Origin of the sequence: Paenibacillus sp. NFR01 (assembly GCF_900111565.1) — a bacterium.
GTDB lineage: Bacteria > Bacillota > Bacilli > Paenibacillales > Paenibacillaceae > Paenibacillus_AQ.
In genome coordinates, this window is sequence record NZ_FOIK01000003.1 from 320,864 (window position 1) to 334,351 (window position 13,488).

12 protein-coding genes are annotated in these 13,488 nt (G+C 58.4%); all 12 read left to right on the top strand.

Features of this window, described 5'->3' with window-relative positions; translation table 11 throughout:
• Positions 1 to 14: 14 nt before the first annotated feature.
• The gene (locus BMW84_RS16305) at positions 15 to 407 is read left to right on the top strand and encodes a phasin family protein (protein WP_254773019.1); all 393 of its coding nucleotides are present in this window, start codon (positions 15 to 17) and stop codon (positions 405 to 407) included.
• Positions 408 to 2,078, top strand: coding sequence for an ABC1 kinase family protein (locus BMW84_RS16310; RefSeq protein WP_091070240.1), 1,671 nt, complete (start codon positions 408 to 410; stop codon positions 2,076 to 2,078).
• Positions 2,079 to 2,336: 258 nt separating this feature from the next.
• Positions 2,337 to 3,977 (top strand): DEAD/DEAH box helicase, encoded by a 1,641-nt coding sequence (locus BMW84_RS16315; protein ID WP_091070241.1) that lies wholly within the window; start codon positions 2,337 to 2,339, stop codon positions 3,975 to 3,977.
• Between the two features lie 173 nt (positions 3,978 to 4,150).
• A complete protein-coding gene (locus BMW84_RS16320; protein ID WP_091070243.1) occupies positions 4,151 to 5,131 on the top strand; it encodes a M15 family metallopeptidase in 981 nt (326 codons plus the stop codon).
• Positions 5,132 to 5,274: 143 nt separating this feature from the next.
• A complete protein-coding gene (locus BMW84_RS16325) occupies positions 5,275 to 5,613 on the top strand; it encodes a DUF3243 domain-containing protein (RefSeq protein WP_091070245.1) in 339 nt (112 codons plus the stop codon).
• 64 nt (positions 5,614 to 5,677) lie between these two features.
• Positions 5,678 to 6,154, top strand: a complete 477-nt coding sequence (locus tag BMW84_RS16330) for a glutathione peroxidase (protein ID WP_091070246.1) — start codon at positions 5,678 to 5,680, stop codon at positions 6,152 to 6,154.
• 155 nt (positions 6,155 to 6,309) lie between these two features.
• Entirely contained in the window at positions 6,310 to 7,944 is a 1,635-nt protein-coding gene (locus tag BMW84_RS16335; RefSeq protein WP_091070248.1) for a formate--tetrahydrofolate ligase, read from the top strand.
• Positions 7,945 to 8,218: 274 nt separating this feature from the next.
• Positions 8,219 to 9,589 (top strand): FAD-dependent oxidoreductase, encoded by a 1,371-nt coding sequence (locus BMW84_RS16340; protein WP_091070250.1) that lies wholly within the window; start codon positions 8,219 to 8,221, stop codon positions 9,587 to 9,589.
• 235 nt (positions 9,590 to 9,824) lie between these two features.
• Positions 9,825 to 10,652, top strand: a complete 828-nt coding sequence (locus BMW84_RS16345) for a formate/nitrite transporter family protein (RefSeq protein WP_091070251.1) — start codon at positions 9,825 to 9,827, stop codon at positions 10,650 to 10,652.
• A gap of 388 nt (positions 10,653 to 11,040) precedes the next feature.
• Complete coding sequence (locus BMW84_RS16350; protein WP_091070253.1) at positions 11,041 to 12,258, top strand: MFS transporter; 1,218 nt, start codon at positions 11,041 to 11,043, stop codon at positions 12,256 to 12,258.
• 32 nt (positions 12,259 to 12,290) lie between these two features.
• On the top strand, positions 12,291 to 12,821 hold the full coding sequence (locus BMW84_RS16355) for a GNAT family N-acetyltransferase (RefSeq protein ID WP_091070254.1): 531 nt from the start codon (positions 12,291 to 12,293) through the stop codon (positions 12,819 to 12,821).
• Complete coding sequence (locus BMW84_RS16360) at positions 12,802 to 13,440, top strand: MOSC domain-containing protein (protein ID WP_091070256.1); 639 nt, start codon at positions 12,802 to 12,804, stop codon at positions 13,438 to 13,440. The genes BMW84_RS16355 and BMW84_RS16360 overlap by 20 nt, the downstream gene beginning before the upstream one ends.
• The last annotated feature ends 48 nt before the right edge of the window (positions 13,441 to 13,488 follow it).

The following is a 13,488-nucleotide window of genomic DNA, read 5'->3' on the forward strand; positions in this document are numbered from 1 at the left end:
GGGAGGAAAGTGCCATGAGCGATTTGTTCAAAAAAGCAATCTCTTTGGGAGTGGGCCTCACCATCGTCAGCAAGGAAAAAGTAGAGAAAGTCGTGGATGAACTGGTCAAGAAGGGCGAACTTGCCCCGTCGGAATCGAAAGCGCTGGTCGACCGGCTCGTGGAGCGCGGCGAAGAGGAACGCGGCGCGTTCAAAACCGCGGTCACGGAGCAGGTGCAGCGTATCCTGAAGGAGCTGAAAGTTCCGGCGCAAAGCGATCTGGCTGTGCTTGAAGAGCGGATCGCCGAGCTGGAGCGGCGTGTAGCGGAGCTGGAGCACCGGCATGTCCCGCAAGCGGACCCCGCCAAGGACCTGGAGGTCCAAAGCACGCTAACCGCGGATGTTCTGCCCGATACCCGCACCGATTAAATGGCGGTGCGAATCAGGCATGCCGGCAGGTATCGGACGATAGCCATGGCGCTGATGCGCCATGGCTTCGGCTATATGGTGGAAGAAATGGGGCTGTACCATCTGCTTTCGCTTCCGCGGCGGATGGTAACCCATGAAACGCATATGAGTTTAACGCTGGGCGAACGCATACGGCTCGTGCTGGAGGACCTCGGACCGACCTTCATCAAGATCGGCCAGCTCGCCAGCACCCGTTCCGACCTGCTGCCGGATTCCATCATTCAGGAACTGGTCAAGCTGCAGGACAACGTACCGCCGTTTTCCGCCGAGACGGCCCGGAACATTCTGGAGCAGGAACTCGACGAGCATCTGGACGCTGTTTTTTCGTATTTCGAGAAAATGCCGCTGGCGGCCGCATCGATCGGCCAAGTGCACCGCGCGGTGCTGCATAACGGGCAGCAGGTGGCCGTCAAAATTCAGCGTCCGGGCATTCTGCGGACGATGACCCGGGATTTGGAGATTATCCGCGACTTATGCGTGCTTGCCGAGAAGCGGCTGGATTGGGCCAAGCAATACGGGCTGACGCAAATGGTCGCCGAATTCTCCCGCTCCTTGCTTGCTGAGCTGGACTATACGCAGGAAGGGCGAAGCGCGGAACGGATTGCCGCCCAGGCACCCGGAACGGCGGAGGTGTACATTCCGGCGATTTACTGGGACTACAGCTCCTCCCGGGTGCTCACGATGGAGTATGTGCAGGGCATTACGCTGAACCGCCGCGAGGAATTGCTGCAGCAGGGCATCAAGCTGAAGAAGGTTGCCGAGCAGCTTGTAGACATTATGCTGAACCAGATTTTTATTCACGGGTATTTCCACGCTGATCCGCATCCCGGCAATGTCATGCTGCTGGAGGGCGGGAAGCTGGCGCTGATCGATTTCGGGATGGTCGGCCGCTTAAGCGAAGACATGCGGGACAGCCTTTCGTCGCTGATTATCGCCCTAATGCGGCGGAGTACCGATGCCATGGTCCGGGCGATTCTGCGGCTGGGCGTCCTTCCCGGCGACGTGAATCAGTCGGCGCTGCATGACGACATGGACCGGCTGCGCGAAGCCTATTACGATATTCCGTTTCAGCAGGTCAGCATCGGGCAGGCGCTGAACGATCTGTTCGGCATCGCGCGCAAACACCGGCTGATGATTCCGCCGGATTTGACGATGCTCGGCAAGACGATGCTGACGCTGGAGGGCGTCGTCGCCGATCTCGACCCGGCCTTCAGCATCGTGCAAATGGCCGAGCCGTTCGGCAGACGGCTGGCGCGGCAGCGCTTCAGCGGGACGCGCCTGCAGCGCAAGCTGGTGGAAGGCGCCGCGGACCTGGCCGAAAGCGTCTTTGAATTGCCTTTCCAGGTCCGGAGGCTGTCGGCGCTGCTGAACAAAGGCAAGCTGAAGATAGACATCGGGCTGCCGGAGATGCGGAACGTGGAGCGCAAACTGGTGCGGGTCGGCAACCGCCTATCCTTCAGCATCGTCATGCTGGCCTTTAGCATCATTATGGCGGCGCTCATCATCGGATCGTCGCTGCGGGGGGACTCCTCGGTCATCTGGAGCTTCCCGACGGTGGAGGTCGGCTCCGTGGTGGCGCTGCTGATGTTTATCTGGCTGCTCTTCTCGATCTTCAAATCCGGCAGGTTCTAACGGCCTGGCGGTCAAACGCAGGATTGCCGGAAAGCGCAATTAATGATATAGATGTATAGTGGAAACTGAAACCAAAGTGCTGCCTGTCATGTCCGGTGGATTGCTGCTTCCCTGAGAAACCGAATGTTGACCGCGCCGCTTTGGCGGAAAACGACAGGAAATCGGGCAAGAAGGGCTCCGTGGACGGAGCTCTTCTCTTTGTGTAGATGAGTGGTTTGTAGAGAATTGGTTTTGAATTGAAATCGTGAGGTGGATAACTTGCCGGGATTTAAAGAACTTGGAGTATCTGAAATATTAACGGACCTGTTGAAGGGTCAGGGCATCGCCCAGCCGACGCCGGTGCAGAGCGAAGCGATTCCTCCGCTGGTGCAGGGGCTGGACGTCATTGCCAGAGCGAAGACGGGGACAGGCAAAACGCTGGCGTTCCTGCTGCCGATTCTGGATAAAATCCGCTTGGAAAACGCCTATCCGCAAGCGCTGATTATGGCACCGACGCGCGAGCTGGCGCTGCAGATCACCGAGGAGGCGCGCAAGCTCGCCCGCCATACCGGCGTGAAGATTCTGGCCGTTTACGGTGGACAGGACGTGGAGAAGCAGCTGCGCAAGCTGGAGGGCGGCCGACATCTGATTATCGGCACGCCGGGCCGGCTGCTTGACCATTTGCGCCGGGAGACGCTGGACCTCGGCGGCGTTAAAATGCTGGTGCTGGACGAAGCCGACCAGATGCTGCATATGGGCTTCCTGGAGGATGTGGAGAGCATCATTATGGCCGTGCCGTACCGCCGCCAGACGATGCTGTTCTCCGCAACGATGCCGGATCCGATCAAGCGGCTGGCTGCCAATTACATGAAGGAGCCGGTGGACATCGTGATCAAAAGCGGTTCGCCGATTCCGCTGGACAATATCCGCCAGCAGGTGGTGGAATGCTCCGACCGGAACAAGGAAGAGGCGCTCAAGTCGCTGATCGAACGCGACCGCCCGTATTTGGCGATGATCTTCTGCCGGACAAAACGCCGGGTGTCCAAGCTGAACGAAGCGCTGCAGGCCGCCGGCTACGCAAGCGACGAGCTGCACGGCGATTTGTCCCAGGCTAAACGCGAAGCGGTCATGAAGCGTTTCCGGGAAGCGAAGCTGCAGCTGCTCGTGGCGACGGATGTCGCCGCCCGCGGGCTTGACGTCGAAGGCGTCACCCATGTGTTCAACTACGACATGCCGCTGGACGCGGACAGCTATATCCACCGGATCGGCCGTACGGGCCGGGCCGGCGGCAAGGGGCTGGCGATTACCCTGGCCTCCCCGCATGACCGGGCCGGGCTCGAGGTCATCGAGCAGGCCACGAACCAGCGGCTGGACCGCCGCCGCTACGAGAAGGGCGAAGGCGGCGCCGGCGAATTCACCAGCGCCGGCGGGGGCGGGGGCGCCGCGCGCAGCAAGCGCGGCGCGGAAGAGCCATCCCGCGCCGGCCGGGGCGGGCGCGGGCAAGGGCGCAGCGGCGGAGCGCCGCGCGCCGAAGCCAGCGCGCGGCCGGGCGGACGCGGCCGCGGCAAAGAGGCAGGCGGCTGGGACGCGCCTGCCGGGCAGGGCAGCCGCAGCGGCCGCGCCGCCGCTGCGGGCAAACGCGGCGCCTACGGCACGCCTGCCCCGCGCAGCGGGGGACAGGCCGGCGGCGGCAGCGCCGCAGGTTCGCGAGCCGGCGCAAGCTACGGCTCGTACGCCAAAGGCGGCGCGGCGGGCGGAAGCCGCGCCGGACAGGCCGCCAAGGGCGGCCAAGGCTCGTACGCCCCTAAAGGCGGCGGCCAAGCCTCCGGCGGACGCGGCAGCGGCGCGGGCCGCGGCGGGCAAGGCAACCGCGGCGGCAGCCCGGGCAATTCCCGGGGCGGCCGCGGCAAATCCAGATAAAGGCGCTTTACAGCCGAGAATAAAACTTGTTACCATAGAGCCGCTCGCGAATGCCTGCGGCGCTATGGTAATATTTGTTTTACGGAAACCTGCAACCTTTTTCAAAGTGGAGCGGTCTGATAGAGTTGTTTATAGATTGCCGAATACGATCAACAGGAGGATTCAGACAGCAGATGTCCAGAACCGTTAAAATCGTCATTTTATTTATTGTTGTCATTGCCGTAGGCTGGGGAATCGGCAAATATACAGCACCGTCGGCCTCGCCGGAGCAAGGCGGCGCCGCGGTGGACGGCAGTGCCGGGCTGGCACAGCCCGGGGAATCGGCCGAGCCTTCGCCGGTGACCGGAGACAATGCCGGTGAGGGCGGGGATACTGGAGCGGATACTCCGGAAGCAACGACAGAACCTGCGGCAACCAGCGAGCCAGCGGCAACGGAGAAGCCTGCAGCCACCGAGAAGCCGGCGGCAACGGAGAAGCCTGCGGCTACCGAGAAGCCGGCTGCGACGGACAAGCCTGCCGCCACAGCTAAGCCTTCCGGCAATTCGGGCAGCGGCGCCGAGCTGACCGCCACGGAGCCGGAAAGCATCGCCGTGCTGGTCAACAAGCAGTACAAGCTGCCGGACCATTACAAGCCGACCGATCTGGTGTATCCGGATGTGCCGTTTATTTTCTCGGAGAAAATCGAGAAACGGATGATGCGCCGCGAAGCGGCGGGCGCGCTGGAGAAGATGTTTGCCGGGGCGAAAGCTGACGGCGTGCATCTGGCCGGGGTCTCCGCCTACCGTTCGGAAAAAACGCAGACTACGCTGTTCAATAACTATGTAGCGAGGGACGGCGAAGAAAAAGCGAAGCGGTACAGCGCCGTACCCGGCCACAGTGAGCACCAGACGGGGCTGTCGATCGACGTGTCGGGCAGCACCGGCCAATGCGCGGCGGAGAGCTGCTTTGGCGGGACGAAGGAAGCGAAATGGCTGGCCGCGCATGCGGCGGATTACGGGTTTATCATCCGCTATCCGGACGGGAAGGAAGCCATTACCGGCTACATGTATGAGCCTTGGCATATCCGCTATGTCGGCAAAGAAATCGCGTCCGATATCGCGGAGCGGGGCATTACGCTGGAAGAATATTTTGATGCCATTCCGGTATCCAACTGAGCAGTCATCTGAAAGAACGTTCGTACATCCGCTCTCCGCGTCCAGACGCGGGGCGGATGGCGGGCGTTTTTTGCTTTGGTTCACCCCATGGGCCCTGGGTTAATAGTGTACAACTCTTACTTTTCCCCAAGGAGGCGAAGCGGATGTCGGAGCATAACCATGTAGTAAGCAAGGACGGCAGCTTGACCATGAACAGGGTGGATGAGGCGCTTGACCGGATTGAACCGGAGCAGCGGGAGATGATTTTGAACAATTTCGCGGAATTTAAAGGCTATTTAAGCAAACGCATACACTTGGCGCAAAAAATCGGACTCGGCGAAGAGCAGCTCGCGCTGGCGGCCGAGAAAATCGCCGATTATCTCGCAAAACATGAAGAGCCCCGCAACAGCGAGGAGAAGCTGCTTCTGGAATTGTGGCGGGTGGGCACGAAAGAAGAACGCCACAGGCTGGCGCATATGCTGGTCAAGCTGGCGCAGCAGTAAAGAATACATCCTTTTCCGGCTGCCGGGAAAGGATATTTTTATGACGCAGACAAGGAGGATGGCCATGTCCATTTACAGTTTTGCCGCCGTGACGCCGTCCGGCGCCGAGATTCCGCTGAAGGAGTATGAGGGACAGGTGCTGCTGATCGCGAACACGGCCAGCCGCTGCGGGCTTACGCCGCAGTATGGAGAGCTGCAGAAGTTGTACGAACGCTACAAGGAAGCTGGATTCACCGTGCTGGGGTTTCCCTGCAACCAGTTTGGCGGCCAGGAGCCGGGAACGAGCGAGGAAGCGGCTGAATTTTGCCAGGTGAATTACGGAGTCGGTTTTCCGGTCTTTGCCAAAATCGACGTCAACGGAGCGGAGGCGCATCCTCTGTTTGCCTATCTGAAGGGCCAGCAGCCGGGCGCGGGCGAAAGCAGCGATATCGCCTGGAACTTCACCAAATTTCTGGTGGACCGCCATGGCAATGTCGTGGCCCGCATCGAGCCCCAGGAATCTCCGGAGAGCATGATCGAACAAATCGAAGCGTTGCTGTAAGCCCTTTCTGAACCGCTGCCCAATTGTGCCTATGAAAATGTTCCTTGACGCTTTTCAAAGACAAGGTATGCTTTTGAAGAGACAGATCCGCAGCGTTTGCTGCATAATGGAACGATAGGCGCAGGATAATAACGGCAGGAGGGTATCATACAGGCATGAGGTTGATAACAGAGGTGGCAGCGGCCGCCGGTATACACGAAGAACATCTGGAGTTGTACGGAAAATATAAAAGCAAGCTTTCTCCTTCCCTTTGGGAGGAATTGAAGGATAAACCGGACGGCAAGCTGGTGCTTGTCACCGCAGTGAATCCGACGCCGGCGGGCGAAGGCAAAACGCTGACGACCATCGGGCTGTCGCAGGCGATGAATCTGGCCGGTGTCCATACCGTCGCTGCACTCCGGGAACCGTCGCTGGGACCTTGCCTCGGCATGAAAGGCGGCGCGACCGGCGGCGGCAAATCGCAGATTGTTCCGGCCGAGGAGATCAACCTGCATTTTACAGGCGACATCCATGCGGTAACGTCCGCGCATAACCTGTTGTCGGCTTTGATCGACAACCATATTTTCCAAGGCAACCTGCTGGATCTCGATCCGCAGCGGATCGTCTGGAAGCGCGTTATGGACATGAACGACCGCAGCCTCCGCCACATCGTTACTGGTCTCGGCGACGGCAACGGTACGGTGCGGGAAGCTGGCTTCATGATCACTACGGCGTCGGAGATTATGGCCGTGCTCTGCTTGTGCGAGAATCTGCAGGACCTGAAGAGCCGGCTGGGACGGATGCTGATCGGCTTTACCTACGCCGGGGAGCCGGTTACAGCCGGCGACCTGGGCGCGGTGGAAGCGATGGCCGTTCTGCTGAAGGAAGCGGTCAAGCCGAATCTGGTGCAGACGCTGGAGGGTACGCCCGTCATTATCCACGGCGGGCCTTTCGCCAATATCGCCCACGGCTGCAGCAGCGTGATCGGCACCCGTTACGCTTTGAAGCTGGGCGAAGTCGTACTGACCGAAGCGGGCTTCGGCGCCGACCTCGGAGCCGAGAAATTCATGGATATCAAATGCCGCCAGGCCGGGCTGGCGCCTTCGGCGGCGGTGCTGGTAGTCACGGTGAAATCGCTGAAATACAACGGCGGCGTGTCGAAGGATGATCTCGGTGTCCCGAACCAGAATGCGCTGCTGTCCGGCATGGTCAATATGGAGCGCCATATCGCCAATCTGCGCAAGTTCGGCGTTCCCGTGCTGGTTGCGCTCAATCATTTTGCCGGCGATGCGCCGGCGGAGATCGACGCGGTGCTGGAAGCCTGCGCGCGGCTGGACGTGCCGGCTGCCGTATCGGACGTGTGGGCCGAAGGCGGCGCGGGCGGGCTGGAGGTCGCCGAAGCGTTGAAGAAGCTCCTCGCCGAGGAGAAGGCCGGCGGTTTCGCTCCGCTGTACCGCGACGAGCTGAGCATTGCGGATAAAATCGAGACGATTGTCACCGAGGTCTACCGCGGCGCGGGAGTAGCATATACCCCGGCGGCCAGACGTTCGCTGGCCGTGATCGAGAAACTGGGCCTTGGTCATCTGCAGGTCTGCATGGCCAAGACGCCGTACTCCTTCTCGGATCAGCCGAAGCAGCTCGGCGCGCCGGCCGGATTCACTGTAGGCGTCCGCGATATCACGCTGTCCCTCGGAGCGGGGTTCGCTGTAGTCATTACGGGCAATATCGTAACGATGCCCGGCCTGCCCGCCAAACCGGCGGCGGCGAGCTTGTATCTGGATGAGGATGGGGTCATTCACGGCCTCGAGTAATACAAAAACAAATAACTCCGGAATGCAGCAGGCGGACTGCGTATTCCGGGGTTATTTGTTTTTCGCGGTCCGGGAGACATAGAACATCACCTGCGGGGAACAATAAACCGGACGAAGAAAAAGGTTGATCGCCATAATTTTAATTGTGAAAAATTTAAGAACATAGACATAAAAGTATTGATTTGTGATAAATATCACAATATAATCATCTCATAAAGTGAAATAAATCACAAAACACATACGGATTGTTTTTCAATACAAGGAGGAATTTATGATGAAAGTAGCAGTGATTGGATGTACCCATGCCGGAACCGCAGCCATCGTCGGCACCGCCCAAATGTACCCGGATGCGCAAATTACCGTTTACGAACGCAATGACAATATATCTTTTTTATCCTGCGGCATCGCGCTGTATGTCGGCGGCGTCGTCAAAGACCCGCAAGGCTTGTTCTACTCTTCGCCGGAAAAGCTGGCCGAGCTCGGCGTGGACATGAAAATGCGCCATGAAGTCAAAGCCGTCGATACCGCCACTAAAACGATTAAAGTCCGCAATTTGGCGAACGGCCTGGAATTCGAGGATACGTACGACAAGCTGATTATGACCACCGGTTCGTGGCCGATTGTTCCGAAACTGCCGAATATCGATCTGGACGGCATTCTGCTCTCCAAAAACTTCAATCACTCCAATACGATTATCGAACGGGCCAAAAGCGCCAAACGCATTACTGTCGTCGGTGCAGGGTATATCGGCGTAGAACTGGTCGAAGCCTTCGAAATGAACGGCAAGGAAGTAACGCTGATCGATGCCGAAGACCGGATTCTCAGCAAGTATCTCGACGAGACCTTCACGGAGCCGATTGAAAAATCGCTGCAGGATCACGGCGTCAAACTGGCGCTGGGCGAGAAAGTGAGCTCTTTTGCCGGCGAGAACGGCAAGGTGACGAAAGTGATCACGGACAAAGGCGAGCACGAAGCCGACCTGGTCATCCTCTGTATCGGTTTCCGGCCGAACACCGAGCTGCTCAAGGGGCAGGTGGATATGCTGCCGAACGGCGCGATTATGGTCAACGACTACATGCAAACCAGCCTTCCCGATGTATTTGCCGCCGGCGACAGCTGCGCGATCCACTACAATCCAACGGGTCAGCATACGTACATTCCGCTGGCGACCAATGCCGTCCGTATGGGTACACTCGTCGCCCGCAACCTGGTGGAACGGACCGTTCCGTACATGGGAACCCAAGGCACGTCGGGCATCAAAATTTACGAAGACAATATTGCCAGCACAGGGCTTACGGAGGAAGGGGCAAAGGCCGCCGGAATCGCCGCCGAAAGCGTAGTGGTCTCCGACAACTACCGTCCGGAATTTATGCCGACCTATGAGGAAGTGCGGCTGAAAGTGGTCTATGAACGCGGCACGCGGCGCATTCTTGGCGCACAGATCATGTCCAAGGCTGATTTGACGCAATCGATCAATACCGTTTCGGTATGCATCCAGAACCGCATGACCATGGATCAGCTGGCCTTTGTCGACTTCTTCTTCCAGCCGCATTACAACAAACCTTGGAACTTCCTGAATACCGCCGGGCTGCAGGCGTTGCCGGTAACCGCTGAAGCCAAAGCCAAGGAAACCATAACCGTCTGAGCGTAAAATAGAAAAGCATCGCTGCCGGGGCCGTAAAGCTCCGGCTTTTTGTTTTGCCCGGATATATTGCGGGGAGCGTTCCACCCGGAGGAACGGCTTTTTTTAAATTTGACATGTCAGTGAAAACTTTCACTAACCTTTTCTGAGGGTGATATTTATCACGTAAATGTGCGTGGCGTCACGTTACAATGGCATAAAGAAACAAATTTTAAGTAATTCGAAGGGGATAGGAATCATGGCTTACAACAAACCGCAGCAGATTGCCGAAGTGACGGTCGAGAACGGCATCAAGAAGGCGCATAATCCGCTGGCTACCGTCCTGATTTTGGGCTTTCTCGGGGGAGCGTTCATCGCGCTCGGATTTTTGCTTGATATTCGCGTTATTGCCGGCGCACCGAAGGAATGGGGCTCCATTGCCAACTTCATCGGCGCCTCTGTGTTCCCGGTCGGCCTGATCTTGGTGCTGCTCGCCGGCGGCGAGCTTTTGACTGGCAACATGATGGCCGTACCGCTGGCTTTTATGGCGAAGAAGATTTCGTTTTTTGAAGTCATTAAGAATCTGGTTCTCATCACATTGGCCAATCTGGCCGGCGCTTTATTTGTCGCTTATTTCTTCGGCCACGTGGTCGGACTTACCGCCGATGGAGTCTATCTGGACAAGCTGGTAGATATGGCGGGACATAAAATCGACGTTACTTTCCTGCAGGCGTTCGTCTCGGGGATCGGCTGTAACTGGCTCGTAGCCCTGGCGGTATGGCTCTCCTACGGCGCGGACAATTTCAGCGGTAAAATTCTCGGAATCTGGTTCCCGACGATGGCGTTCGTCGCCATCGGCTTCCAGCACGTTGTGGCCAACATGTTCCTTATCCCCGCCGCAATCTTTGAAGGACATTTCACCTGGGGCGATTATTTCGGCAACTTCTTCCCGGTATGGCTGGGCAACCTGACGGGGGGCGCGATCTTCGTCGCCTTCGCTTACTGGATGGCATACCTGCGCAAAGCGCCCGCCGCCGTGCAACCGGTGGAAGGCCTGCCTGCGGCCAGCGTCAAGAAACACGCGTAAACATACGGACGCAAATAAGCATCCTGGTTTCCTCTTGGGGAAGCAGGATGCTTTTTTTATGGGGCCCAAAACAAGTTTCGCCGCATCATCCGGTTCGGGGGAACGAAATCGGATGTTACGGCGAAATGAATAGGGAGTGTTTCATATGGCTTATTACCCGGGCGTTCAATGGGTGAAACAGGATACTACGGAAATTTGAGGGCCTTTTCTTTACGATCGGACGCCGGGCGTCTACAATGGAATTTAGCATATGAAGCGGCAGGAAAATCGCAATTGGATATTTCGTGGTAATGCGTCAGTGCGTTAATGTATATGCTTGCCCTTGACCCTGTATTAACTAATACTGGTGAGAATATGACACAACGATTACAGGGGATGAAAGAAAGACATGAAGGTTTTGCCGGGTTATCCGAAGGAAGTAAAAGTGTTTTTGATTGCCAGCCTTATTAACGCTACCGGCAGCGCCTTGATGTGGCCGCTGGTAACGATGTACGTGTTTGACGAGCTGGGCCGGAGCATGAAGGATGCGGGATTCGTCATCCTGATTCAATCCCTGGGCGGCATTGTCGGGCAGCTTCTTGGCGGTTCGCTTTATCACCGGGTCGGCGTCAACCGGCTTATCGTCGGAGCGCTGGCGATGAATGCACTGACGCTGTTTGCCTTGCCTGCGGCAAGCGCAGAGTGGAGTGTGTTCATCATGGTGATGGGCCTCATGGGGTTGTTTAATTCGTTGTCCCTGCCGGCGATTCAGGCGTTTGTCGGTTTCCGGTTTGCGGAGAAGCGCGGCGAGCTGTTTAATATTATCTATGTGGCCAACAACATCGGCGTGGCGCTGGGAACGGCGCTCAGCGGGTTCCTTGCGGACATTTCCTATATGCTGAGTTTCGTGCTGAACGGCGTGACCTCGGCGATTTTTGCCATTTTCTTCTTCATTTATCTGCGGAAAGTCGGAAGCGCGCCGCAAGCCTCGTCCGATGCCAAGAAAAAGGCGCCGCGCGCCGAATCGGCCTGGAAGCTGATGGGCCACACGCGCATCTATCTGTACATGTCCATCGGCTCACTGTTTCTGCTGATCGGCAATTCCATCTGGAATACCGGCGTTTCGCCATACATTATTTCGGAAGGTTGGCCGAAAAAGATATATGGGTTCCTGTGGACGCTGAACGGGATCATGATCTTTGTCGCCCAGCCGCTGGTCGGCCTGATCAAGCGCTGGTGCGCACAAACGGCGACCGCGCAGATGACGGCAAGCGCCGTGTTTTACTTAAGCGGGTATGCTGTGATTCTGCTGCTGCCGAGTTATCCGGGATTCGTGCTGGCGATGGTTTTGGCCACGCTCGGCGAAATGCTGATTTCACCGGCGACGCCGTCGTTTATTTCCGATCATGCCGGACGCCATGCGCCGTTTTATTTGGGCTTAAGCGGCGGCATCGGCGCAGCGGGCCGGGTCATCGGCCCTTTCCTGATGGGTTCGCTGTATGACGGCGGCGGCCTGGCGCCGACAGCCTGGCTGTCCTGCGCGATGGCGGTACTCGCGGTCGGTTTCTTTGTGATTCATGCTTATATACACCGGGCTGCGCTTCGTTCGGAACGGAGTGCCGCCTGAGGATCCAGGCACGGCAAGGGGGGCAGCAGCTGATGCGGCCGATACACAAGGGAACGCTCACGATCCGGCTTTCGGAAATCCGCGATGCGCGTGAGCTGATTGTTCTCGACAATATGATCTGGACGGAAGAGACGACCCCGGGACCGCTGATGTGGCGGTCGCGGGAGGATTTTCTGCTGCATGCGCCGCCCGGCTCGCAGCTTGTGGCGGTTCAGGACGGCGTGCTTTGCGGATATGTCGGCTTCGGCAATCCCGATGGGATGGAGAGCCACCGGCATGTCTGCGAGATCAATATTGCCGTCCACCCGGACTATCAGCGCCAAGGCATCGGCCGGGCGCTGATTGCGGCAATTAAGCAGCATGCGGCGCAGTACGGCATCCGCAAGCTGCGGCTGCGCGCGCTGTCATGCAATGCGCCGGCGCTGGCCTTTTACCGCAAATGCGGCTTCCGCGAGGAAGGGCGTTTGCGCGAGGAGTTTTATCTCGGCGGACGTTATGTCGACGAGGTCTATATGAGCTGCATGCTGAATGGAGGGAAAAGTTATGGAGGTCGTTTCGCTTAATGTAGGTCTGCCGGTACAGGTGGACTACAAGGGAAAACCGCTGCAGACCGGCATCTACAAGCAGCCGGTGGAAGGCGCGCTGCCGGTGGGCCTGGAAGGCTTTGCCGGCGACGGGCAAGCCGACCGCGTCAACCACGGCGGGCCGGACAAGGCGGTCAACGTCTATCCGGCTGAGCATTACCGGTTCTGGGAAGAATACCTTGGCGCACGGCTGGCGGCTTCGGCGTTCGGCGAGAATCTGACGGTTCGCGGCCTGCTCGAGACGGAAGTGTGCATCGGCGATGTGTACGAAATCGGCACGGCACTGCTGCAGGTCAGCCAGCCGAGGTATCCGTGCTTCAAATTGAGCCAGAAGCACGGCCCGGCGGAAATGCCCGCCAAAGTGCTGGAGACGGGCTACAGCGGCTTTTACCTCCGCGTATTGCGGGAGGGAGTCATCGCTGCGGGCGACGCGATAGTCAAACGCGAGAGCGGTGCAGGCGGGTATACCGTCGCACGCGTGCTGTATGCGATGGAGCACGGCAAACGCGACCGGACGGATGTCGCGGCGCTGGCCGGGCTGGACAGCCTCTCCGAGGTGGTCCGCGCCAAGTTCCGCAGCTTGCTGGAGAAGGAGTAAGCGTATAAGCCGAAGCGGTAGCGCAGCACACAAAAACATCCCCGAGCC